The organism is Pseudarthrobacter sp. 05T312 (genome assembly GCF_056396685.1).
The window spans coordinates 13,119-36,520 of the sequence record NZ_JBFTLY010000008.1 but is presented as its reverse complement, the minus strand read 5'-3'; the positions used below and the strand labels follow the sequence as shown (position 1 = coordinate 36,520).

The 23,402-nt window shown below is 66.8% G+C and carries 19 protein-coding genes; 10 read left to right on the top strand and 9 right to left on the bottom strand.

Annotated elements, in window-relative coordinates; translation table 11 throughout:
• Positions 1–19: 19 nt before the first annotated feature.
• Entirely contained in the window at positions 20–3,670 is a 3,651-nt protein-coding gene (locus AC1DIP_RS12360; RefSeq protein WP_477733906.1) for a TM0106 family RecB-like putative nuclease, read from the bottom strand.
• A 140-nt stretch (positions 3,671–3,810) separates the two neighbouring features.
• Complete coding sequence (locus AC1DIP_RS12355; RefSeq protein ID WP_477733905.1) at positions 3,811–4,536, bottom strand: GntR family transcriptional regulator; 726 nt, start codon at positions 4,534–4,536, stop codon at positions 3,811–3,813.
• Positions 4,537–4,695: 159 nt separating this feature from the next.
• Here AC1DIP_RS12355 and AC1DIP_RS12350 point away from each other — a divergent pair, with 159 nt between their 5' ends.
• The 6 genes from AC1DIP_RS12350 to eda are packed head-to-tail and all read left to right on the top strand — an operon-like array spanning position 4,696 to position 11,408.
• The gene (locus tag AC1DIP_RS12350; protein ID WP_477733904.1) at positions 4,696–6,090 is read left to right on the top strand and encodes an MFS transporter; all 1,395 of its coding nucleotides are present in this window, start codon (positions 4,696–4,698) and stop codon (positions 6,088–6,090) included.
• Positions 6,087–7,115: an L-idonate 5-dehydrogenase gene (locus AC1DIP_RS12345; RefSeq protein WP_477733903.1), complete on the top strand. Its 1,029-nt coding sequence runs from the start codon at positions 6,087–6,089 to the stop codon at positions 7,113–7,115. The genes AC1DIP_RS12350 and AC1DIP_RS12345 overlap by 4 nt, the downstream gene beginning before the upstream one ends.
• A gap of 49 nt (positions 7,116–7,164) precedes the next feature.
• Positions 7,165–8,376 (top strand): D-mannonate dehydratase ManD, encoded by a 1,212-nt coding sequence (gene manD, locus AC1DIP_RS12340; protein ID WP_477733902.1) that lies wholly within the window; start codon positions 7,165–7,167, stop codon positions 8,374–8,376.
• Positions 8,377–8,408: 32 nt separating this feature from the next.
• Entirely contained in the window at positions 8,409–9,338 is a 930-nt protein-coding gene (locus AC1DIP_RS12335; RefSeq protein WP_477733982.1) for a PfkB family carbohydrate kinase, read from the top strand.
• Entirely contained in the window at positions 9,326–10,789 is a 1,464-nt protein-coding gene (locus tag AC1DIP_RS12330) for a mannitol dehydrogenase family protein (RefSeq protein WP_477733981.1), read from the top strand. The genes AC1DIP_RS12335 and AC1DIP_RS12330 overlap by 13 nt, the downstream gene beginning before the upstream one ends.
• Positions 10,782–11,408: a bifunctional 4-hydroxy-2-oxoglutarate aldolase/2-dehydro-3-deoxy-phosphogluconate aldolase gene (gene eda / locus AC1DIP_RS12325; protein WP_476209568.1), complete on the top strand. Its 627-nt coding sequence runs from the start codon at positions 10,782–10,784 to the stop codon at positions 11,406–11,408. Before AC1DIP_RS12330 ends, eda begins: the two co-directional genes overlap by 8 nt.
• A gap of 2 nt (positions 11,409–11,410) precedes the next feature.
• Here the strand turns inward: eda and AC1DIP_RS12320 are convergent, their stop codons facing one another.
• The 3 genes from AC1DIP_RS12320 to AC1DIP_RS12310 all read right to left on the bottom strand — a co-directional run bounded on the left by AC1DIP_RS12320 (position 11,411) and on the right by AC1DIP_RS12310 (position 15,481).
• A complete protein-coding gene (locus AC1DIP_RS12320) occupies positions 11,411–12,613 on the bottom strand; it encodes a TerC family protein (RefSeq protein ID WP_477733901.1) in 1,203 nt (400 codons plus the stop codon).
• Positions 12,614–12,650: 37 nt separating this feature from the next.
• Positions 12,651–14,318 (bottom strand): RecQ family ATP-dependent DNA helicase, encoded by a 1,668-nt coding sequence (locus tag AC1DIP_RS12315; protein ID WP_477733900.1) that lies wholly within the window; start codon positions 14,316–14,318, stop codon positions 12,651–12,653.
• A gap of 188 nt (positions 14,319–14,506) precedes the next feature.
• Entirely contained in the window at positions 14,507–15,481 is a 975-nt protein-coding gene (locus AC1DIP_RS12310) for an aldo/keto reductase (RefSeq protein ID WP_477733899.1), read from the bottom strand.
• Between the two features lie 303 nt (positions 15,482–15,784).
• Here AC1DIP_RS12310 and fdhA point away from each other — a divergent pair, with 303 nt between their 5' ends.
• Both fdhA and AC1DIP_RS12300 read left to right on the top strand, forming a co-directional pair.
• Entirely contained in the window at positions 15,785–16,996 is a 1,212-nt protein-coding gene (fdhA, locus tag AC1DIP_RS12305; protein WP_477733898.1) for a formaldehyde dehydrogenase, glutathione-independent, read from the top strand.
• A 111-nt stretch (positions 16,997–17,107) separates the two neighbouring features.
• Entirely contained in the window at positions 17,108–17,461 is a 354-nt protein-coding gene (locus AC1DIP_RS12300; protein ID WP_477733897.1) for a GNAT family N-acetyltransferase, read from the top strand.
• 63 nt (positions 17,462–17,524) lie between these two features.
• On the opposite strand, the gene AC1DIP_RS12295 is transcribed toward AC1DIP_RS12300, so the two are convergent.
• Positions 17,525–17,983 carry a hypothetical protein gene (locus AC1DIP_RS12295; RefSeq protein ID WP_477733896.1) on the bottom strand — a complete coding sequence of 153 codons (459 nt, stop codon included), beginning with the start codon at positions 17,981–17,983 and terminating at the stop codon, positions 17,525–17,527.
• Positions 17,984–18,380: 397 nt separating this feature from the next.
• Between AC1DIP_RS12295 and AC1DIP_RS12290 the strand changes: the two genes are divergently transcribed.
• On the top strand, positions 18,381–19,334 hold the full coding sequence (locus AC1DIP_RS12290; protein WP_477733895.1) for a serine hydrolase: 954 nt from the start codon (positions 18,381–18,383) through the stop codon (positions 19,332–19,334).
• 68 nt (positions 19,335–19,402) lie between these two features.
• A complete protein-coding gene (locus AC1DIP_RS12285; RefSeq protein WP_477733894.1) occupies positions 19,403–20,764 on the top strand; it encodes an MFS transporter in 1,362 nt (453 codons plus the stop codon).
• Between the two features lie 24 nt (positions 20,765–20,788).
• Here the strand turns inward: AC1DIP_RS12285 and AC1DIP_RS12280 are convergent, their stop codons facing one another.
• The 3 genes from AC1DIP_RS12280 to AC1DIP_RS12270 form a co-directional block, all read right to left on the bottom strand.
• Positions 20,789–21,541 carry an ArsR/SmtB family transcription factor gene (locus AC1DIP_RS12280; RefSeq protein WP_477733893.1) on the bottom strand — a complete coding sequence of 251 codons (753 nt, stop codon included), beginning with the start codon at positions 21,539–21,541 and terminating at the stop codon, positions 20,789–20,791.
• A gap of 42 nt (positions 21,542–21,583) precedes the next feature.
• Positions 21,584–22,819, bottom strand: coding sequence for a mechanosensitive ion channel family protein (locus AC1DIP_RS12275; protein ID WP_477733892.1), 1,236 nt, complete (start codon positions 22,817–22,819; stop codon positions 21,584–21,586).
• Between the two features lie 104 nt (positions 22,820–22,923).
• Positions 22,924–23,331, bottom strand: coding sequence for a DUF1304 family protein (locus tag AC1DIP_RS12270; RefSeq protein ID WP_476209583.1), 408 nt, complete (start codon positions 23,329–23,331; stop codon positions 22,924–22,926).
• Positions 23,332–23,402 lie beyond the last annotated feature (71 nt).

Here is a 23,402-nt window from a genome sequence, read left to right as displayed (position 1 = left end):
CAGCGCTTGCGGGGTGCGGCTACTCCCGCGGGCTGAGCCCGATGAAGGCACCGAGTTCCTCCAGCGCCGCTGGCTTATGCGGCATGTAGCTGGTGAGCTCGGGGGAGCGGACAATCACGGCACGCCATTGTCCGCGCGACACGGCCACATTGATGCGGTTCCGGTTCAGCAGGAACTCCGCTCCGCGCGGAGCCTCAGCCACTGCCGAACACGCCATGGACACCAGCACCACCGGAGCTTCCTGGCCCTGGAACTTGTCCACCGTGCCCACGCGGACCTCCGGCAGCCCGGCCTCTGCCAAATGTTTGCGGATCAGATGGACCTGGGCGTTGTAGGCAGCAACCACCAGCAGGTCCTGCTGCTCAAGCGGCCGTGACTCAGAGTCCGGGGCCGGCGTCCACTTCAGGCCGAGATGGCGGCGCGCCTGCCGGACCACTTCCTCTGCTTCTTCCCTCGAGGCAGTGGCATTGCCGCTGTGATCCACGAAGACCGTTTCCACTCCGGGCGGCAGCCCCTCGAGCTCGCGAAGCGATGCGGCAGGGGCAGAGTGCAGCTTTCCCTCGTAGCTGAGGTCGGATACCGCCCGGCACAGGTCCGGATGCATCCGCCATGTGTCTGCCAGGAAATACCCCAGGCTTGAAGGCAGGGTGGCGTGGCCGGCGGCCAGCCAGCCCAGCGCTGACTCATCCACCGGTTCGGGATGCGTGCCCTGGGTTACCTGCGGAAGCTGTTGCGGGTCGCCCAGCAGGAGCAGCCGCCTGGCTGCCAGAGAGACCGCCAGGGTGTTGGCGAGGGAGAACTGGCCGGCCTCGTCAATGACCAGCAGATCCAGTGACCCGGCCGGGACTTCCTTGCCCGTCATGGTCCAGGCGGTGCCGCCGATCAGGCAGCCGCCAGGCGAGGCAAGCAGGCGGCCCACGTCGCCTTCCGAAGTGAGGCGCCAGGGAACGTGGTGTGGCGCGGCCAATTTCTTGGCCACAGCCCGGGGATCCACTCCGCCGGTGTCGATGGCCCGGCAGAGCAGGTTTTCCACCACGTTGTGCGACTGCGCCACCACGCCAATCTTCCATCCCCGGGCCACGAGCCTGGCGATAACGTGGGCGCCGACGAAGGTCTTGCCGGTCCCCGGCGGGCCCTGGACGGCCAGGTAGGAGTGGTCCAGGTCCTGCAAGGAATCGGTAATGGCCCCGGCGTAGTCGGCAGCGCCGTCCCCGCCGTGCAGGACTTCGGCGGGACCCGGCCTGGAACGGAAACGCGGTGGCAGCTTGCGCAGGATGTCCAGGCCCGGTTGGGCTGGAAGGAAGGGGGCAGAGGCCCCAACCGTCCGGGCTATCTCCGCAATGGCTGCTTCGATACTGGCGGTGGCCAAGGGCTGGTCCTCGGTCAGGGCCACGGGCAGGTGCGGGTAGGCGCCCACCTTTCCGGTCTCCCGCTCGGCAATGGTGACCAGGTGTTCCGGGCCGTCCGGCGCCTCCTCCAGCTCACTGATCCTGGTCCCGAAGGTGAAGGCCCTTGTTCCCGGCGCCGCCTGCGGATCAGCCATCCCATCAGGCCCGGGGGCGTCATACAGCCGGCACCAGCCGGAGCCGGGGCGGAAGTCGGAGCCCTCCGCCATGGTGCCCCGGAGCTTGAGGACGCGTGTGCGCATCCGTTCCCGGGGCTTGGCCAGCGCCCAGTCTGAGACCACTTCAGCGGAGGACACTACGAACACGTTCCGTTGGTCGGCCCAGGTGTCCAGTGGCGCTTCGACCCGGTCGAAGTGTTGCCACCAAAACTGCTTGCGCTCCCGCCGGTGGTATCCAGTGGCGGCTGCCACCATGGCGAGGGCCCTCTCATCATCGGTCCAGGGCCGGTCATCCGGAAGACCGGCCAAGTACTCGCGCAACCGCGTCTCTTCCGGGGTTTCGTCGGAGTCCCGCGTACCGCCGTCGCTGTCCTCCCGCCCAGCGGGCGCCATTGCCATGGGCGACCCGTTGGAGTCAGCCGCTCCGCCAACGGTTTCGTTATCCTGCGCCTGCGGTGCGATCTCCAGCAGCCAGTCCCGGAGCCGGAGGGTGGACAGGCAATCGTACTGGTTGTAGTCGGAGATGGACGCCAGGATTGTGGCGGCTTCGTCCTGCCGTCCGGCGTCGCGAGCTGCGCAGTAGGCTGCGTACGCCACCACGGAGGCGCCGGCATCCTTGACGTCCCCGGACCGCAGGTTGTCTCCCATGTACAGCGGTTCAAGCTTCTTGATGGAATACGAGGCCTCGGAGATGCGGATGGAGTGCCGGACGGTGGCATACAGGTCCACCAGCAGCCCCTGCCTCAGCCAGTCGTCCACCGTGTCCTCGCCGGCTTGGTGGGCCAGGGACAGATTCCGCAGCGCAGTCTTTTCGTACGCGGCGTAGTGGTAAACATGCATGTCCGGGTACACGGCACGGCGTTGCTCGACGTAATCCAGGAAATCGAGGAAGGCACGGCGTTCCCCGGACCGGGAGTGCGCCCAGAACGGCCGGAACACCGGATCACCGGCGGCACCCGGTACCGGTGCCTCGACGACGCCAAAGAGGTACTCGATGCCCCACGCGCCGGTGGCCGGATCCTGCCACAGCGGGTCGCCCTCGAAGTCGAAGAAGATGTCACCGGCGCTGGGGGAAGGAAGCGAGCCGATGGCATTGTCCGGCAGCACGCTGAACGACACTGTATGCGGCTGTCCATCCTTCGTGAACGTCCGGGAACCTGCAGTTCGATCCAGGCCAAGCTGCATCCGCGCCTGGGCGCGGAGCCTGGCCACCGAGTTCCTTGCCTCGCCGGCGGGCATCGCTGCCAGCTCGTCGATGGTGGTGATGCCTGCCCCGTGCAGCTTCCGCCGCTGGACCACGGACATGCCCGCCACCATCAGGAGATCCCGGTGGAGCTGCACCTGCTCCGCGCAGTAGTCGCAGCGCCCGCAGTGGACGACGCCGGGCTGTTGCCACTCCACTGCGCCGTCACCGGCGCGGTGGCTGGCCGTGAGGTGGCGGAAGCGCCGGCGTCGTTCCCGGAAAACGGGCAGCAGGTCCGGCAGCGAATGGCTGCTCCGCAGCCAGTCCTCTCCCACCCGCGTTCCCAGTACCAGCGTGACGACGGGGGAGGGATCAAACCCCATCCCCAGGAGCTGGTCACCGTAGGCGGCCAGCTGCAGTAGCGCCCCAACTTTGGCGTGACGGGCAAGTTTGGTGTCCCAGACCTCGTAGCGGCCCGGGTTGCCGGTGCCGGCAGCCTCATTGACCAGGAAGTCGGCGTAGCCCAGGAACTCGCCGTCGAAGAACGTCGCCTGGAAGACCACATCTGCCCCTGAACGGAGGGCGAGTTCGGTTTCGGCGTGCTTTGCCTGCAGCTCACCGCGCAGGTTCTGGCCACGTTCGAGGGAGTAGACCCCGGCGCCGCGGCTCGCGTCCCACTCACCGTACCTGGCAACCAGGCTGGCGAGCACGGTCTGCTCATGCTGGTCGCCCAACTCGCCGGCGCGCCTCTGCATTTCGTCGGCGGGGAACTCTGCCTTGGCGGTGCGGCCCAGTTTTTCGTCCAGGATGCGGAGGGTGCGGTACTCGCATTCGCTGGCGGCCACCAGGTCGCTGGCCGAGAAAACCAGGTCCTGGGGCGTGCTGTCTCCGGCGTGCACACCGGCAGCATCGAGCAAAAACACGGGGCCTCCCCAACTGTTCGTGGCCCGGAGGAGCGTTCCCCCGGCCTTGAATCAAACGTAGCAAGAGGGGCTGACAATAGGAGTTTCTTAGGTGCGCCCTCTCCCGCGAGGCGGGAAGCTGTGTCAGGCCGGGGGCCTTGCTACACGAGGCGCGCCACGCTCCGCCGGGACGGACGCCGGGCAGTGCCGTCGGAGAACAGTTCCGGCGTTGCCTCCTGGATTCGCTGGACATCCTCGAAGACGGCGCGCAAGTGCAGGCGCAGGCAGCTGTCAGCGCCGGAGAGGTTGTTGGCTTCAAGCGCGTCCACCACGGCAGTGTGCTGCTCGATCAGGGTGGACACCGGCCGGGTATCCAAAAGACTCATCCGGCGGGCCCGGTCCAGGTGCGCCTTCGCTGAATTGACGGCGGTCCACGCGGACTCGTGGCCTGCCAGCCGCAGCAGCTCCCGGTGGAAATCCTCATCCAGCCGGAAAAATTCCTCCACGTCGCCGTGTGCGTCCGCATCTGACTGCGCCTTGAGGATCTCCCGCAGTCCGGCGATGCCCGAGCCGTCCACCGCCAGATCCCGCAGGGAGGCACACTCAATGGCCTCGCGGACAAACTGCGCTTCGGAAACCCGCCCCAGGTCCACCAGCGACACGAACGAGCCGATCTGCGGGAAGACCTGCACCAGGCCCTCCTCGCGGAGCAGGATCAGGCTCTCGCGCACCGGCGTCCGGCTGACGCCCAACTCCTGGGCCAGTTCATTCTCGGACAGCGGTTCACCCGGGGGCAGCTGCAGGGAGATGATCCGGCGGCGAAGCGTTTCAAGGGTTTGGTCCCGCACCGAGAGCCGGGGGGCAGTCCCTCTTTTGTCCGTTGGCATGGCCTTATTCTAGCCTGTTGACACACTAGAATGGTAGTGCTTGTATGGTAGTGGAAATCGACGTGCTGCCCGTCACTGTTGCCCACCAATGGCGCCCCCGGACAGCCAGCAGCTGTAACCCATCCCCTTCGAAACGCATCACCTGCAAAGGAGCAACTGATGACCGAAAGCATTGCGCCGCCCACCACCGGGCAGGCCGAGGCCCGAAGCACCCGCGACCTCGCCAAGGTTGCCGTCTCCGGCTGGCTCGGCACCGCCATGGAATTCATGGACTTCCAGCTGTATTCGCTGGCCGCGGCCATCGTCTTCAACAAAATCTTCTTTCCGGACGTCAGCCCCGTTATCGGCCTGATCGCTGCGATGGCCACCTACGGCGTGGGCTACGTTGCCCGCCTATTCGGTGCCGTCTACTTCGGCCGCATGGGTGACCGGATCGGCCGCAAGAAGGTCCTCTACATCACCATCGCCCTGATGGGAGCCTCCACTACCCTGATCGGTGTCCTCCCCACCTACGCCATGGTGGGGATCTGGGCACCCATCCTGCTGGTGGCCCTGCGCCTCATCCAGGGGTTCGGGGCCGGTGCTGAAATCGCCGGCGCCACCGTGATGCTGGCGGAATTTGCATCGGCCCGCCGCCGCGGCATCATCTCGTCCCTGGTCTGCCTGGGCACCAACTCCGGAACCCTGGGTGCCTCCGCGCTGTGGGCCATCCTGGTGGCTTCGCTCTCCCAGGACCAGCTTCTGAGCTGGGGCTGGCGGATCCCCTTCCTGGCCAGCTTCGTGATCATGCTGTTCGCCATCTGGATCCGGCGCTCCATCAGGGAAAGCCCCGTCTTCGAACAGCGCGCGGATGTTGTGGACGGTGTCGCCCTGACCAAGGCAAAGATCAAGACCGCCGCCCATGCCCCGGAGCCCGCCGGAACCAGCACCATCGAAGCTGCACTGCACCAGAAAAAGGGCAAGTCATTCCTCATTGCCCTTGGCCTTCGCTTCGGGCAGGCCGGCAACTCCGGGCTCGTCCAGACCTTCCTGGTCGGCTACCTTGCCACGGTCCTGCTCACAGACAAGACGGTAGGCACCAACGCCATCATGTACGGCTCACTGCTGGGCTTCGTCACCATCCCGGTGATCGGCCTCCTCGGTGACCGCTTCGGCCGCCGCCCGCTGTACCTGGCCCTCAGCGCCCTGACTGCCGTCTTCGCCGTACCGATGATGCTGATGATCACCAGTGGCAACTCCGCCATCATCACCATCGCCATGGTCATCGGCCTGAACCTCGGTGTCCTGAGCCTGTTCGCCATGGAAAGTGTCACCATGGCCGAGTTCTTCGGAGCCCGCACCCGCTTCACCCAGCTCGCCCTCGCCAAGGAAATCGGCGGGATCCTGGCCACCGCGATCGGCCCACTGCTGGCAGCCACCCTCACCGCCGTTACCGGGCACTGGTGGCCGCTCGCCGCAATGCTCATTGGCTACTCGCTGATCACCCTGGTCTCAGCCGCCGTCGGCCCCGAGGTCCGTGGCCGCGACCTGGTCCGGCTCGAGGACGCCGTATGAAAGCCGTTGTAGTCCACGGCCCCAATGATCTCCGCATTGATGACAGGCCTGAGCCAGTTGCGGGGCCGGGGGAAGTAGTGCTCGACTTCGAATGGGGCGGCATCTGCGGAAGTGACCTTTCGTACTGGCGCCACGGAGCGTCGGGAACGGCGGCGCTGAAGTCGCCGCTCGTCCTGGGGCATGAAGTGGCTGGCCGGATCGCCAAACTGGGTGCCGGCGTCGAACACCTCGAGGTGGGCCAGCCCGTGACCGTTCACCCGGCCGAACTTGTGGGCGACGGAACCATGCCGGAACGCCTGCGGGGCCGGACCAATCTCTACCCGCAGATCCGGTACTTCGGCTCTGCGGCGTTCGATCCGCACACGGACGGTGGCTTCAGCGAACGGAAGCTTGCCAAGGCATTCCAAGTCCGTCCCCTTCCCGACGGCGTGGACACCCTGCGCGGGGCGCTCGCCGAACCACTCGCCGTCGCCATGCACGCGGTGGCCCGCGCTGGAAGCCTTGAGGGCCGGGACGTTCTGGTCAACGGTGCCGGACCTATCGGGTCGCTGGTCACCGCGGCCGCTAAATATGCAGGTGCCCGAACCGTGACCGCCACCGATATCAGCGACGCGTCCCTGCGGATCGCCCGTGCGATGGGTGCCGATGAGGTGCTCAACGTTTCCAACAGCCCGCTTCCGGCAGACGTGGAGCTGGTGTTCGAGGCCGCTGGCATCCCTGCGGTGCTCGGAGGCGTCCTGCGGGCCACGGCCCGCGGGGGGACCATCGTGCAGGTGGGCAACCTGCCCGGAGCGCCCGCGGCTTCGGCGCTGGGGGACCTCGTCACCCGGGAAATCACCTGGATCGGGTCCTACCGGTTCGTCGATGAGATCACGGACGCGCTCCGCGCAATGGCCAACGGCCTGGACGTCTCACCTGTCATCACCCACAAATTCGGCATCGACGACGCCGAGGAAGCGATGCGGACCGCCGTGGATCCCGCCTCCAACAGCAGCAAGGTCATGCTCCGCCTCAGCGGAAACTGACAGCTCATCCCAGACCTACATTGCACATCCACCATCTGAAGGACTCCCAGTGAAGATCACCGACGCACGGGTTGTGGTTTCGTCGCCCGGACGGAACTACGTGACGCTCGTTATTGAAACCGAGGACGGCATCACCGGAATCGGCGACGCCACCCTGAACGGCCGCGAGCTGGCCGTGGCGTCGTACCTCTCGGAGCACCTCTGCCCGCTGCTGATCGGCCGCGATGCCCGCCGTATCGAGGACGCCTGGCAGTACTTTTACAAGGGCGCCTACTGGCGCCGCGGCCCGGTGACCATGACCGCGATCGCGGCGATCGACGTCGCGCTCTGGGACATCAAGGGCAAGGCCGCCGGCATGCCCGTCTACGAACTCCTGGGCGGCGCCGCACGTGAAGGAGTCATGGTCTACGGCCACGCCAGCGGTACCACGCTGGAGGACCTGAGTGCCGATTTCCAGCACCACCTGGATCTGGGCTACAAGGCCATCCGGGCCCAGGCAGCGGTGCCGGGGCTGGACAAGACCTACGGCATCGCGCCCGTGGATGGGAAGCTCTATGAGCCGGCCAGCAGCAACGTGCCGCAGGAAGACACCTGGGAAACCTCTGCGTACCTGGACTTCGCGCCGAAGATGCTGGCCCACGTTCGTGAAGAGTTCGGTTATGGCGTGCACGTCCTGCACGACGTGCACCACCGCCTGACGCCCATCGAGGCAGGACGGCTCGGGGCCTCGCTGGAGCAGTACCGGCCGTTCTGGATCGAGGACCCCACGCCGGCGGAAGACCAGTCCGCGTTCCGGCTGATCCGCCAGCACACCACCACGCCTATCGCCGTCGGCGAGGTTTTCAACTCGATCTGGGACTGCCAGCAGCTCATCACCGAACGCCTGATCGACTACATCCGCACGTCCGTTTCGCACGCCGGCGGCATCACGCACCTGCGCCGGATCTTCTCCCTCGCAGACCTCTATGGCGTCCGCTCCGGCTCGCACGGCGCCGGGGACCTCTCGCCGGTCTCCTTCGCCGCCGCGCTGCATGTGGACATGAGCATCCCCAACTTCGGGGTCCAGGAATACATGGGCCACCGCGACCCGGCCGGCGAGGTCTTCAAGACCTCCTACAGCTTCGCGGACGGCTACATGCACCCTGGGGACGCACCCGGCCTGGGCGTAGAGTTCGACGAGGAGGCCGCCGCGCGCTTCCCCTTCGACCCCAAATACCTGCCGGTGAACCGGCGCCTCGACGGATCGGTGCATGACTGGTGAATGACATCCACAATCCCTTCGACGTGGTGGTGATGGGGGAGATCCTCGTTGAAGTGGCCACGGACCAGCCCTTCGGCCACGGCGTTCCGGCGCGGCTTGGCATTTCCGGCGATGCGCTCAACGTGGCCGCCGCAGCCGCCGCCGCCGGCGCCGCGGTGGGCCTGCTGTCCGTCCTGACCGACGACGACCTGGGCCAGGCCATCGCCGCCCGGATCGCCGAGCTTGGCATTTCCACCGCCCTCCTGACGTTCCGCAAGGGACAGCAGGGCGTCTACCTGGTCCACAGTGATCCCGACGGCGAACGCGAGTTCTCCTACGCCCGCAGCGGCAGCGTCGGGTCCACACTTGGCCCGGACGACGTCGACCCGGCAGTTTTCGCCGCAGCGGGCGCCGTGGTGGCGGGCGGCATTGCCTGCGCCATTTCGACGACGTCCCACGCCGCCGTCGCGAAGGCCGCCTCGGTGGCCAAGCGCTTCGTGTACGACCCCAACTTTCGCCCGCGCCTCACCTCGGTGGAGGATGCGACGGCGGCCCTCACCGAACTGGCGCCGCACGCGTTCCTGGTCACGCCGTCCTACCCCGGTGAGACGAGGACGCTGCTGGGCGCCGCGACCGCTGAGGAAGCGGCCGCCAAGCTCCGCGCGCTGGGCACGGAGAATATGGCCGTCACCTGCGGCGCAAGAGGCGTCCAGCTCGCGGCCGGCGCGGTCTCGGCCTGGGTTCCCGCCATCCCGGCGCCCGCCGTGGTGGACCAGACCGGTGCCGGCGACGCGTTCGTGGGTACCCTCACCGCCCGCCTTGTGCTGGGCGATGACTTCCCGACGGCGGCCCGCTACGGTGCTGCCGCATCCTCCCTCGTGGTGGGCGGCAAGGGCGGCACCGGCTTCATCCCCACGTTCGGGCAGACCCGTGCACATGCCGCCGGGGAAACGGTGAAGGGAACAGTGCCATCGAACGCCTGAGTAACTCCACCCTGGCGGCGAACGGCCATAAGGCTGCGCTGCAGCGGGACGGCCTGCAGCCAGGGATCGTCCACCTTGGACTGGGTGCGTTCGCCCGTGCCCACACGGCTGTCTTCACGGAAGACGCCATGCTTGCGGCAGGCGATCCGCAATGGGGCATCGTCGGCGTCACCCAGCGTTCGGATGCCGTGGCCCGGCAGCTGGCCCCGCAGGACGGACTCTTCGCCGTGGCCGAACGGGGCGGGGGCGCCGCTCCGGCACGCGTCGTGTCCAGCATCGTTGAGGCAATTTCAGGACGGGATAAACCGGAGTCAGTAGTGGAACGAATCGGCGCCGCGGCAACGAAGATCGTCACCCTCACCATTACCGAGAAGGGCTACCGGTTCAACCCGCAAACCCGCACCCTCGACCTGGACGACGCCGAGACCAGCGCAGACCTCGGCGGCAGGTCGCCGCGCACCGCCGTCGGCCAGATTGCGCGCGGCCTCCAGCGCCGCGCCCGCACCGGCGCCGGACCCGTCACGGTGGTGTCCTGCGACAACCTGCCCGGAAACGGTGAACTGACCGGCACCGTGGTCCGCAACTTCGCCGCGGCCCTTCCGGCCGGGGAAAGCGACGAACTCCTGGCATGGATCGACCGCAACGCCACGTTCCCGTCCACCATGGTGGACCGCATGGTGCCGGCCACCACCGACGCCGACCTGGCCGCCGTCGAACGTGAACTCGGCCTCCGCGACGAGGCCGCCGTGGTCGCCGAGCCGTTCAAGCAATGGGTCATCGAGGACAACTTCGCTGCCGCGAGGCCGCGCTGGGAAGACGCCGGTGCGCTGTTCAGCACCGACGTCGCCGCCTGGGAATCCGCGAAGCTGCGGCTGCTCAACGCCAGCCACTCAATGCTGGCCTACCTCGGCCTCGCCGCCGGCAAGGCGACCATCGCCGATGCCGTGGGCGTAGACGCATTCCGCATCGCCTGCCACCGCATGATGCTCGAGGAAGCCCTGCCCAGCATCATTCTGCCGGCCAAACTGGACGGCGAACGGTACTGCGCAGAGGTGCTCCGCCGGTTCGCCAACCCCGCACTGGGCCACACCACCGCGAAAGTGGGCAGCGACGGGTCGCAGAAAATCGGACTCCGCCTGCTTGCCACCGTCCGGGGAACGTTCGACGCCGGCCGCGCACCCAAGTGGGCCGCGCTCGCCGTCGCGGCGTGGATGCGCCACGTGGCCACCACGCCGGAAAGGGACCTGAACGATCCCCTGGCGAAGGAACTCGAGGCCGTCCTGCCCGAACGCCGCACCGCGGACACCGTGGTGCCTGCCCTCCTCGGGTTCCGGCCTGTCGTCGACCCCTACCTGGCTGGGCACGAAGAATTCCGGAACCTGCTCCTGCACTGGTACCGCAGCATCGACAACGGGCCCTTGAGCCTGGGAAATGAGATCAACCATGGCTGACGCATCCGGCGTCCTCAGCGTTTCACCGGTCATCCCGGTGGTCACCATCGACGACCCCCAGGATGCGGTGCCCCTTGCCCGTGCCCTGGTGGCCGGCGGCGTGGAGATCATCGAGCTCACGCTCCGGACCGACTCCGCGCTGACCTCGCTCAAGCTCATCGCCGAGGAAGTGCCGGAGATCCTGGTGGGCGCCGGCACCATCCTCACCCCTGCGCAGGCCGGTGCTGCCGTGGCAGCCGGAGCCAAATTCCTGGTCAGCCCGGGGGTCACCCCGGCGCTGCTCACCGCCATGCTGTCCCTCGACGTTCCGGTGCTTCCCGGTGTCGCTACCGTGGGGGAGGTGCTCGCCGTCCTGGAACAAGGGTTGGACGCCATGAAGTTCTTCCCGGCCGGCCCCGCCGGCGGTCCAAAGTACCTGGCCGCCATCGGAGCGCCGATTCCGGACGTGCGGTTCTGCCCTACGGGCGGCATCAGCCTGGCCACGGCGCCGGACTACCTGAAACTGCCCAACGTGGCCTGCGTAGGCGGCAGCTGGCTCACCCCGGCAGACGCCGTCGCCGCCAAGGACTGGGCCCGCATCACCGCCCTGGCCGGCGGGGCAGCGGCCCTGGCCAGGTAGCCTCAGCCCTCGCTGGCGGCAGCCCGCACCTGGGCCTTGTCGTGCTCGTCATGGGCTTTCCGGATCAGGTCCAGGAACTCGGTTTCGTTGCGGACCAGCCGCTTGTACTTCTCGGGAAGCTTCCGGATCTGGTCCTCCTCGCGGACCATCTTGGCGAAGATCTTGTCCCGCTCCGCCATGTCTGTTTCGTAGTTGAGGTCCACGTACTCGGTGGCGTGGCGCCTCGCCCCCGAGACCGCGTTCTTGGCCTTGCCCTTGGGGCTGAAGACCGAAGCGAGGATGGTCAGCACCAGCACCCCGAGGATCACGCTGAGTGAGAGGCCGGTGCTGACCTCCACGACGTTGACGTGCCCGCCGTCGTTAATGAAGGGCAGTGTGTTTTCGTGCAGGGCGTGCAGGATGAGCTTCACGCCGATGAAACCCAGGATGACGGCAAGGCCGTAGGAGAGGAAGATCAGCCGGTCCAGCAGGCCGTCAATCAGGAAGAACAGCTGCCGCAGGCCCATCAGCGAGAACGCCGTGGCAGTGAAGACAACGAAGACGTTCTGGGTCAGCCCAAAAATTGCCGGGATGGAGTCCAGGGCAAACAGGAGGTCCGTACCGCCGATGGCCGCCATGACCAGCAGCATGGGCGTCAGGACCCGCTTGCCGTTCTCCACCGTGAACAGCTTGTCGCCATCGTAATGTTCCGAGGCCGGCAGCAGTTTCTTGGCGAGCCGGACCACCAGCCCGTCGGAGTCGTCGTCGTGGTCGTCCGGTTTGAGCAGGTTTCCCGCCGTAACCAGCAGGATGAGCCCGAAGATGTAGAACACCCAGGCGAAGCTGTTGATCAGCGCCGCCCCCAGGAAAATGAAGGCCGTGCGGGCGATCAGGGAGAACACAATGCCGAACAGCAGCACCTTCTGCTGGTCCGCCCGCGGCACCTTGAAGCTGGCCATGATGATCAGGAACACGAAGAGGTTGTCCACGGAAAGCGCCTTCTCCGTGACGTAGCCGGCGAAGTACTCCGTGCCCATGTCCGGTCCGCCGAACAGCAGCACAACCAGCCCAAAGAGCACCGCGATGCTCACGTAGATGGCAGACCAGGCGGCCGATTCCTTGAGGGAGGGAGTGTGGGCTTTGCGGACGTGGAAGAAAAAGTCGAAGGCCAGCAGTCCGACGATCGCCGCAATGGTCAGGGTCCAGGCATAAGCAGGTACTTCCACGCGGCGGCCCTTTCGTTGGAGTGTCCCCCCAGCCTACCTAAGCGGGTTTCAGCAGCTGGTGCTCCACGACGGCTGCCCGGGACAGCGTTTTGTACCCTTCCTGTTCGAAAAGCACCGTAATGACATCGTCCTCGTGCCGCATCACCAGGCCGGGACCCCAGTCCTTGTGGACCACCGTGGACTGCAGCGGAAAAGGCTCGCCGTCAGCGGACGCCGCCGCGCCGCCGTCGGACTTCTTCACCTCCGCCCGGTTGGCGGCTTCGGCACACCCATCACAATTCCCGCAGGGCTCCGGCAGGTCCTCGCCAAAGTAGCCGAGCAGGAACTGCCGGCGGCAGCCGTCCGTCTCGGCGTAGGCTCGCATCATGGTCAGCCGGGACTGGTCCACCCGCTGCCGGGCTTCGGCCAGCTCGACGGCGTCGGCCACCAACACGGGCAGCTTGGCTTTGGACGTGAGCCGGACCCCGCGCTTGCCGGTGCTGACGGCACCGATTTCCTCCAGCTGGTTCACAAGGGTAGTGATGCGCCGGGCCTTGAACCCCGTCAACTCGGCAAGGGAGGACTTCGGGGTGGAGGCATGGGCCGCCTTGAGGACCTTCAGGACCGCAAGGAGAGAGCCGGGATCGGGGGAGTGGGTGCCGAAGAACTTCCGCAGGCCAAGGTCCTCCGACCTGTAGTGCAGCACGGCGGAGGCCGGTTCGCCGTCCCTGCCTGCCCGTCCGATCTCCTGGTAGTAGGAGTCCAGCGATTCCGGGATGTCAGCGTGCACCACGAAGCGCACGTTGGGCTTGTCGATGCCCATACCGAACGCGGTGGTGGCCACCACCACGTCCAGCTCGTCGTCCAGGAACAGCTCGTGGATGCGTTCCCGGTCTCCGGCGGACCGGCCCGCATGGTACGCCTCGGCGCGCAGGCCCTCCGCACCCAGTTTGGCGGCGTATTTCTCGGTGTCCTTCCGGGTGGCGGCGTAGAGGAGCCCGTGCCCTCTGCGTGCCAGGCCGGCAACCTGCACCAGCACGGCTTTCCGCTTGTCCTTGTCTTCGTGGTGCCGGACCACGTCGAGGCTGATATTGGGCCGGTCGAACCCATGCACCAGCACCAGGGGCTTCTTCATGCCAAGGCGCGCCACGATCTCGTCCCGGACCGGAGGGGAAGCCGTAGCTGTCAGGGCAGCCACGGGCGGGTTCCCCAGTTGCCCTCGGACATGTCCCAGCGCCAGGTAGTCCGGCCGGAAGTCGTGTCCCCAGGAGGAGACGCAGTGTGCCTCGTCCACGACGAACAGCGTGATGTCCAGTGCCTTGATCCGGTCAACGGTCGCCTGCTTGGCCAGCTGTTCCGGGGCGAGGAACAGGAACACGGCCGAGCCGTCCTCGGCGGCACGCCAGGCTTGCTCGATTTCGGCATCGCTGTGCGAGGAGTTGATGGCTACGGCGGCGTCCGGTCCGAGGAGCCTGGACAGTCCGTCCAGCTGGTCCTCCTGCAGGGCAATCAGGGGTGAAACCACGACGGAGGGACGTCCCGTTGCCTGGTGCAGGGCCAGGGCCGCGACCTGGTATATGGCTGATTTGCCGTAGCCGGTGGGCATAACGGCCAGAACATCGTGGCCCCCGGCGAGCGCGGCCATGCCGGCCAGCTGCCCGTCCCGAAGGTCCGGCAGGTTGAAGGATGAAGCAGCAAGGGCCCGAAGGGCAGGTTCGTCGGACATGGAACTGGGCTCCGCACAGAAGAAAACAGCAGCCGCTTGCTTCAGCCGTAGGACCACCCTACGCCAGCCCCGCCCCGCCGTCGTAAACCGTTGCCCTGGCCGGGGCATGGACGGCCCGGGCCCGCATAAGCGGCGCTGGCCGGCAACGCTTATGCGGGGAAGGGCCGTGGGTGCGTGGTTCCCGGGGGCTAGGTGTCGATGGTGGACATGTTGGGGTAGCGGGCGCCGGCAGTGGACCCCGCCGGTGCCAGCTCGTCCAGCAGCTGAAGCTCGTCCTGGGCCAGCTCCACGTCCACGGCGCCAAGGTTCTCGCGCAGGCGTTCGCGTTTCTTGGTGCCAGGGATCGGAACGATATGCTCACCCTGTGCCAGCAGCCACGCGAGCGCCAGCTGCCCGGGAGTGCACTGTTTCCGGTCCGCCAGCTCCTTGACCCGGTCCACCAGTTCCAGGTTCCGTGTGAAGTTCTCGCCCTGGAACCGGGGGGAGTGCCTGCGGAAATCGTCCTCCGCGAAGTCGTCCGCGCTGCGGATCTGCCCGGTGAGGAAGCCGCGGCCCAATGGGCTGTACGGCACGAAACCGATGCCCAGCTCCGCGAGCACGGGGAATACCTTGGTCTCGGGCTCGCGCTCCCACAGCGAATATTCAGTCTGCAGCGCGGTGATGGGGTGCACGGCGTGGGCCCGCCGGATGGTTTCCGCCGACGCCTCGGAGAGGCCCAGGTAGCGGACCTTGCCGGCCTGGACCAGTTCCGCCATGGCGCCCACTGTGTCCTCGATGGGAACCGTTTTGTCCACCCGGTGCTGGTAGTAGAGGTCGATGTGGTCCACCCCCAGCCGCTGCAGGCTGGCGTCGCAGGCGGACCGGACGTAGTCGGGCCGGCCGTTGATGCCCACCCAGGAACCGTCCTCGCGGCGTTCATTGCCGAACTTAGTAGCGAGCACAACGTCTCCGCGGCGTCCTGATATGGCGCTGCCTACAAGCTTCTCGTTCGTGAAGGGGCCGTACATGTCGGCGGTGTCCAGCAGCGATCCGCCGGCGTCCAGGAACTCCTGGATCGTTGCCACCGACTCCTGTTCGTCGCCGCTGCCGTAGAACTCGCTCATGCCCATGCAGCCAAGGCCAAGGGCGGAGACTGTCAGTTGTCCAATTGTGCGCGTTTTCATGCCGTTCTCCTCAACGGTAGAACTTGCCTGGGGGCCGGCCATCCTTCATGCGGAGCCGGTCGGTACAGCGTACGCCGCGGATATCAGTTCCCCACGGGACGCCCCCGCTAAACAAGGGGCGCTTACCCCTAGACCGCTCTGGGGGCCGTGCCTAGACTGGGCGGATCCCCACCCCGGGAACCGGTACCTGACCACGCCAAACATCAGGACGTACCAACCGGCCAGGACTGTTCCCCCATGCGGGATGTCTCACCTACCCAGATCACGGCCGTCCCACCGGACGCCTGACTACAGGAGCGATAGATGACAGGGAACAAAGCCGTTGCCTACAAAGAAGCCGGCAAGGTGGAAGTAATTGACATTGACTACCCAACGTTCGAGCTCAAGGATGGGCCAGGGGTCAACCCGGCCAACGTAGGGCGCCCGGTCAACCATGGGGTGATCCTCAAGACCGTGGCCACCAACATTTGCGGATCTGACCAGCACATGGTCCGCGGCCGCACCACCGCGCCGCCCAATCTGGTCCTGGGCCACGAAATCACCGGCGAAGTGGTGGAAGTGGGCCGTGACGTCGAGTTCATCAAGGTGGGCGACCTCTGCTCAGTGCCGTTCAACATCGCCTGCGGCCGCTGCCGGAACTGCAAGGAGCGCAAGACCGGCATCTGCCTGAACGTGAACCCGGACCGTCCCGGCAGCGCCTACGGATACGTGGACATGGGCGGCTGGGTGGGCGGCCAGGCCAACTACGTGCTGGTCCCGTACGCGGACTGGAACCTGCTGAAGTTCCCGGACAAGGACAAAGCCATGGAGAAGATCCTGGACCTGGCCATGCTCTCGGACATCTTCCCCACAGGGTTCCATGGTGCGGTCACAGCCGGTGTGGGTGTCGGCTCAACCGTCTATGTGGCAGGGGCCGGTCCTGTTGGCCTCGCAGCGGCCACCAGCGCGCACCTGCTGGGTGCCGCCGTCGTGATTGTGGGCGACATGAACGAGGGCCGGTTGGCGCAGGCACGCAGCTTTGGCTGCGAGACCGTGGACTTGTCCAAGGGCGATCCGAAGGATCAGATCGAGCAGATCCTCGGTGTCCCCGAGGTGGACTGCGGCGTCGACGCCGTAGGGTTCGAGGCGAAGGGCCACGGGCACGACGCCAAGGAGGCGCCCGCGACGGTCCTGAATTCCCTCATGGAGCTCACGACAGCCGGCGGTGCCCTGGGCATTCCCGGCCTGTATGTCACGGGCGACCCGGGCGGCATCGACGAGGCCGCCAAGGAGGGTGCGCTGTCGCTGAGCCTTGGCACCGGCTGGGCCAAGTCGCTGAGCTTCACCACGGGCCAGTGCCCGGTGATGAAGTACAACCGGCAGCTGATGATGGCGATCCTGAATGACCGGGTCAACATCGCCAAGAACGTCAACGCCAAGGCGATTTCGCTGGAGGAGGCACCACAGGGCTACGCGGAGTTCGACGCCGGCGCAGCCACCAAGTACGTCCTCAACCCGAACGGTTACCTGAGCTGACGCGGCGGCGGGCGGGGATGCCGCCAGGGACCGCGGGTTGCGGAAATAAGTGCTGCCCCGTGCAGGTTAGGCTTTGCACGGTCAGCACCATCCGCAACTGAAGGAGTTCCCTTGAGCGACATCACCGTCCGCCACAACCCCGGGCGCGAACGCTTCGAGATTCTTGATGCCGGCAATGTGATCGGCAAGGCGGCGTACAAGGAGTACGACGGCGGGGAGTCGCCGCAGCGGATTTTCTACCACACCGTGATCAACGAGGAATACGGCGGCCAGGGCCTGGCCGGCCGCCTGGCCACGGCTGCCCTGGACAGCACGGTGGAGGACGGCATCGGCATCGTCCCGGTGTGCCCCTTCATCAAGAAGTTCCTGGCCAAGCATCCCGAATACCTGGGCAGCGCGGTGGCCGTGGCCCCGGCCCACCTGGAGTTCCTGGAGACCGCGATCGCGGCCCGCACCCGGGGCTAGGTTTCGGCAGGCAAAGGCCTGCCACTGGCCTTCCCCTGGGCAGCAACTTTCCGGCCCGCAGCCCTAGCGCCGGAACCGCTCCCGGGCCGTCCGTGGGGAAGTGCCGAGCGCGGCACCGATGACCTCCCAGGAATCTCCGTTCGCGCGGGCAGCCCGGACGGCCCCGGCCAGCTCGGCCTCCGCCTTCTCGGCAACCGTCCGGGCAACGGTGATCCGGCGGAAGTCTGCTGCGCTTTTATCACTATGCGGCGTCGGGCCCAGGCGAAGAAGCGTACCGTCAATCCGCAGCGGTGCCGCCAAATGCTCCACATGCAGGACGTAGCCTCCTTCGGCATCGCGCTGGATGAAGAGGGTGAGGACGGTCTTTCCGTCCCCATCGTCAAAGTCGACTTTTCCGTAACCCTCACGCGGTCCAACCGGCCATGGGCGTGGCCTCAGCCGCCCTGTAGCTTCGTACTTTGTCGGCTCGTGGACATCGTTCGCGATGCGGGAGCCGGGAGCCTGCGCTTCACGCGGGTTCATGCCGACCGTCCACTTTCAAGTCGTCCTGCTGGTCCACCTTTGGTTCCCCCATCCACGTGATCACTTTGGTTCCCGCAGCGGCATGCGGGTACCGCCCTGGTACACGTACCAGTAGACGTCACGCCGATTTGAAGCGCACGAGTACCCTGTACTCGAAAATTTCGACCCGGAAATTACTCCCCGCTGCGGAGGCTCCCTGGCGCTGCCGGCATTCGGGCCGCGCCACGGAAATTGCGCGTCGGCGACGGTTTGGCGGGTCGCTAAGAGGCCCCGGCGGAACGTTCGGCAAGTCTTCAGGAAGCTCCCAAATTCCGGTGATTTAATCAGCATCTGTCAGCGCGGCACACCCCCGCGCTGACGTTGTTTGAGATTGCCGAAGCGGACCAGGAGCCCTTGTATGTCCATGCACCCCATGGTGCCCAAACCCGGCCGCGGTGCTCCGCCGCCGGTGCCGGGCAACCCGCCGGCTCCGGGCAAGCCGTCGGCCGGCAGGCGGCAGGGCCACAAGAGGCTGCTCATCCTGGCTATTGCCGTGGTGCTGGTGATCATCGGGACCGTGACACTGGCCGTGGCCCGGTCCGAGCCGCCGTCGGGTGCCGTGGCTCCCACCCAGCCCGCGGTTCCCGCCTCACCAGTGGCGGCCGCCCCGCCGTCGCTGCAGGACAGCGTGGACAACATCCTTAGCGAAGCGGACCAATACCGGATCGGGCTGGCGCTCGCCGACGTGTCCGGCGGGGCTGAACGGACCTTTGGCGACGCGGACACGTTCACGGCGGCCAGTACGGCCAAAATCCTGACCGCCGCCGCCTACTACCACCTGGTGGAAAACGGCCAGGCCAGCCTGGACGATCCCATGGGCGACTACGACGCGGCGTTCCAGCTCAAGGCCATGGTCAACGACAGCAACAACGATTCCTGGCTGCTCCTGATGGATGCCGTCGGCTACCCGCAGCTCACTGCCTACGCGGCGTCCATCGGGGTCACGTACGACCCCGAACAAAACATGCTGACCGCGGCGGACATGGCCCTGATCCTCAAGAAGCTGTATGCGGGGGAGCTCCTGGACAAGGACAACACGGAGCAGCTGCTCGGCTACATGCAGGACACCAACAACGAGGACCTCATTCCCGCGGGATCACGTTCCGGAGTGGACGTCTACCACAAGTACGGGGAGGTGGGCGGGGAACTGCACGATGCAGCCCTGCTGAGCTACCGCGGCTCCACCTTTGCGCTGGTCATCTACACCGAGAACCCGGAGGGCGTGCCCGATGACGGGCAGGCCGAGGTGATCCGGGACCTCACCAGGGCAGTGGAGGACGCGTTGTTCCCGGTGGGATTGACGGCCAAGTAGCCAACGCCACACCACGCTGGGTGTCCGCCAAGTCGTCCCCGGCCCCCGCGGTGGGCCAAACTGTTACCGTGAGCAACAACCCCCGGACTGCCCTGGCCGTCGCCGGCCTCAGCCTGGGCACGGCATTGAACCCGCTGAACTCCTCCATGATCGCCGTGGCCCTGGTGGTGCTGCGCGCCGACTTTGGGCTGGACGTCGCGGCCGTCACCTGGGTGGTCACATCCTTCTATCTGGCCTCTGCCGCCGGCCAGCCCGTCATGGGCAGGCTGGCCGACCGGTTCGGCCCGCGCCGGATGTTCCTGCTGGGCATGGGCCTGGTGGCCATCACGTGTGCGCTGGCTCCGCTGGCCCCCAACTTCGCGCTCCTCTGCGTCGCGCGCGCGGTCATGGCCCTCGGTACGGCTACCGCGTATCCGAGTGCGGTGGTGATGGTCGGTGCGCTGGCACACCAGGCCAACGTGGATGCGGCGCGCCCCCTCGGGCGGCTGCAGATGGCCAACACGTCGGCGGCCGCGGTGGGTCCCGTGGTGGGCGGTTTGCTGGTGGGTTTTGTGGGCTGGGAGTCGCTGTTCCTGGTCAACGCGCCGTTGTCCCTGGCGGCGCTGCTGATCGTCGCGAAGGCGGCCCCGCCGGACAAGGCCAGGGAACGCGGCAGCGTGGCCCAACTGGTGCGCGACTCGGATCTCCCCGGCATCGCAGGGTTCATCGGCGCGCTGTTGCTGGTCATGATGGCGGCGCTGAACGTGGCGCCGGACTACCGCTGGCTGATGCTGGCCGGCGGAACCGTACTCGCGGCGCTGTTTGCCTGGCGCGAGCTGCGCTTCGCCAGGCCCTTCCTGGACCTGCGGCTGCTGGGCCGGAACCGGCCTCTGATGCTGGTGTACCTGGCCTTCGCCGTGTTCAGCAGCGTTTACTACTTCGTCTTCTTCGGCCTCCCACAGCTGCTCCAGGAGGCCGGGGGCTACGATCCCGGCGTGGTTGGCCTGCTGATGCTGCCCCTCGCCGGGATGTCCGTCGTAGCCACCCCATGGGCAGTTGCGGCGATGGGACGGTTCGGTGTCCGGCGGGTGCTGCTGGCCGGCGTCGTCCTCTTGACGGTGGTGGCGGCCCTCATGTGGGTACTGACCGGCACCCTGGCCATTCCCTTCGTGGTGGTCCTCACAGCCCTGATGGGCATTCCCTACGGGACCGTGGGCATCGCCTCCAACCAAGGCATGTTCGTCTCCACCCGGCCGCAGGACCGGGGCGTCGCGGCCGGCATCTACCAGACCTGCCGCTACGTGGGTGCCATCACCGCCACCGTGATGATCGGGGTTTTCGCGTCCGGCGGCGTGCACCAGGACAGCTGGATGCGGATGGTCCTGGCCATGCTGGTGCTGTGCGTGGTGACGTTCGGGATTTCCGTATTCTGGCGGCAGCAAAAGGCCTAGCCCACCCGGCCCGGGCGGCGGCACTCAGGTGTACATCAGGGAGCCGGGCGTAGTGAGCTTCTCACCGGTTTCCAGCCAGGTCTTCAGGCCGGAGAGGATCATGGGCCAGCCACCGTAGAGCTGTTCGTTGGCGCCCTCCCGCAGGTCGCTGTGCGTGACGGTGAGGTGGCAGGAATCGCCCACCGGCTCGATCTCCCAGGTGATCTTCGATGTGCCCTCGGCCTTGACGTCCTCGCCCCAGAGGGCCCGCATGGTCTGCACCAGCCTCCGCGGCGGGTCGACTTCCAGGTTTTCGCCGTCGCCGAGGATCTGCCCTGCCTTGGGATTGCCCATTTCGAAGCGGCCGCCGGGCGTCCAGTCAGACTGCAGCGTGTTGCCGAACTGGTACTTGCTGCGGATGTCACTGTCCGTGATGGCTTCCCAGAGCCGTTCGGGGGTGGTCTTGATATAAATCTCGAAGATCTTTTCCATGGGACTTTCCAATCTGGATTTGAGGTCGCTGAGGGCAGCGGCCCATGGTTCTGCGTATTTGCTGACCCAGCGGTCGTGGACCAGGCGGATGGGGACGGGATTGAGGAAATGAAGCTTTTCCCGGCCCCGACGGCGGGCCACCACCAGGCCTGCGTCCTCCAGGATGCGGAGGTGCTTGGCGATCCCGAACCGGCTCATGCTGAACCGTGCCTCAAGCGCACTCAGGGTCTGGCCGTCCTCGCGGAACAGCTCGTCAAGCAGGTCCCGGCGGGTGGGGTCGGAGAGTGCTTTGAACACGTCGTCCATGGCTCCAATGATAGGTGACCATATGGTCACCTATCAAGGGTTTTAGTTGTGGGATGCCAGGTTGCGGTCGCGTTCCTCGAACACCTCGTCGCCGGGGCCGGTAAACGCCCTCGACCGCTCCACCGCTTCCACCGATCCGGTGAACAGCTGCGATTCGTGCGGGTCCGCCGGCGCGTGCGCCCCTGCTGCCCCGGACCCACCCAGCCCGCGCAGGGGTGCCTTGCGCCGGGCGGCCGTGCCGCCGTCGTCCGCTGCCTGCTCCCAGCGCTGGTGCGGCAGCGCCTGCGGGTGGTTCTGCTGCAGGAACGTGACCATGGTTTCGCGGACCAGGCAGCGCAGGTCGAACAGCGCGGCACTGTCCGCGGCGCTGACCAGGATGCGGACGCGGACAAAGCCTCCGGTGGCATCGGTGATCTGCAGGACGCCCACGCGCTCGTCCCACAGTTCGGTGCCGGCCAGGACCCGGCGCAGTTCGGTCCGCATGTCCTCCACGGGGGCGCGCCAGTCGAGGTCGAACTCCACGGTGCCCATCACCTCGGACTGGCGGCGGGTCCAGTTCTCGAACGGGGTGGTGGTGAAGTAGGTGGAGGGCAGGATCAGCCGGCGGTCGTCCCAGAGATGGACCACCACATACGTGAGGGTGATCTCCTCGATCCGGCCCCACTCCTTCTGGACCACCACCACGTCGTCAACGCGGATGGCGTCGGTGAACGCCAGCTGCATCCCGGCGAAGACGTTCACCAGCGAGGTCTGCGCGGCGAGGCCGGCCACGATCGAGATCACGCCCGCGGACGCCAGCAACCCGGCCCCGAGCGCCTGGATCGCGGGGAATGTCAGCATGGCCGTACCGACGGCGAGTACCACCACCAGCGCCACGGCGATCCTCCGGGCCAGGATCATCTGGGTGCGAAGCCGCCGGGCGCGCCGGTTGTCCGCCACGTCCACGCTGTGCCGGTTCAGCACCACAGCTTCCACGATCAGCAGGACCGCGATGGCAAGCCACGCGAACGCGCCGATCAAGGCAAGAAGCAAGAGATGGTCGACGCCGGCGTGCCAGCTTTCGCCGGCAGCCGTCAGCCCCAGCGCGGCGCGGACGCCCACCAGGCACAGTGCCAGCCGCAGCGGCTGGCGGGCCACCCGGGAGGTGGCCTGCAGCTCCGGCCGTTTCCGGTTCAGCTTCAGGACGATCTTGCGGAGCAGCCAGGACAGGGTGAGTCCGGCCACCACCGCCAGGGCCATGGCGATGAAGGGCAGGGCGGGATTCAGGACATCGAGCATCCTTTAACGTCTATCAAGCCTTTGCCGGGCTCCGAAATCGGGTACCCCCGGGGTGTGCCCGCTGTAAGGCTGCAGCGGCCGCTGTGGACCGTGCCCCGCAGAAGCTACGGACCGAAGGGCAGCAGGAGCAGGGCCACCAGGGCAGGCACCGTTGCCGCGAGGGTCCCCGGCACACTGTCCCATTTCATGGGATAGTGCCCCTGGAGGTCTGCGAGCAGCATGGTGGGCGCAGTGAGGACCATGTTGGCGCAGCAGTAGACCACCAGCGTGTAGCCCACCACCAACTGGCCGGAGTTGGCCGCGACCACGCCCGCGAGTACCCCCAGCGCAACCAGCAGGTTCCGGTACCCGGTGGGGATGGCCCACATCATCACGGCGGGGACATTCTCCGGCGGCGTGCTCAGGAAGTTCTGCGCCCACCTGTTGCGGCGGAGGAGGAAGCTCTCCACCGGAAAGACGAAGATATAGATGACCGCGGCCATCACCGCGAAGATCTGCGACACGGTGTTCATGCTCGAAGGGTAGGCCCGGCCCCACCCGTGCTCCATCCCCTCCCAAGGGGATTTCCAGCCTGCGCCGACTG

Coding starts and splice junctions, on each gene's coding strand:
- AC1DIP_RS12355 (WP_477733905.1), bottom strand. CDS start 4,536: ATGCCAACGGACAAAAGAGGGACTGCCCCCCGGCTCTCGGTGCGGGAC.
- AC1DIP_RS12350 (WP_477733904.1), top strand. CDS start 4,696: ATGACCGAAAGCATTGCGCCGCCCACCACCGGGCAGGCCGAGGCCCGA.
- AC1DIP_RS12345 (WP_477733903.1), top strand. CDS start 6,087: ATGAAAGCCGTTGTAGTCCACGGCCCCAATGATCTCCGCATTGATGAC.
- AC1DIP_RS12335 (WP_477733982.1), top strand. CDS start 8,409: ATGGGGGAGATCCTCGTTGAAGTGGCCACGGACCAGCCCTTCGGCCAC.
- eda (WP_476209568.1), top strand. CDS start 10,782: ATGGCTGACGCATCCGGCGTCCTCAGCGTTTCACCGGTCATCCCGGTG.
- AC1DIP_RS12315 (WP_477733900.1), bottom strand. CDS start 14,318: ATGTCCGACGAACCTGCCCTTCGGGCCCTTGCTGCTTCATCCTTCAAC.
- AC1DIP_RS12310 (WP_477733899.1), bottom strand. CDS start 15,481: ATGAAAACGCGCACAATTGGACAACTGACAGTCTCCGCCCTTGGCCTT.
- fdhA (WP_477733898.1), top strand. CDS start 15,785: ATGACAGGGAACAAAGCCGTTGCCTACAAAGAAGCCGGCAAGGTGGAA.
- AC1DIP_RS12295 (WP_477733896.1), bottom strand. CDS start 17,983: ATGAACCCGCGTGAAGCGCAGGCTCCCGGCTCCCGCATCGCGAACGAT.
- AC1DIP_RS12290 (WP_477733895.1), top strand. CDS start 18,381: ATGTCCATGCACCCCATGGTGCCCAAACCCGGCCGCGGTGCTCCGCCG.
- AC1DIP_RS12280 (WP_477733893.1), bottom strand. CDS start 21,541: ATGGACGACGTGTTCAAAGCACTCTCCGACCCCACCCGCCGGGACCTG.
- AC1DIP_RS12275 (WP_477733892.1), bottom strand. CDS start 22,819: ATGCTCGATGTCCTGAATCCCGCCCTGCCCTTCATCGCCATGGCCCTG.
- AC1DIP_RS12270 (WP_476209583.1), bottom strand. CDS start 23,331: ATGAACACCGTGTCGCAGATCTTCGCGGTGATGGCCGCGGTCATCTAT.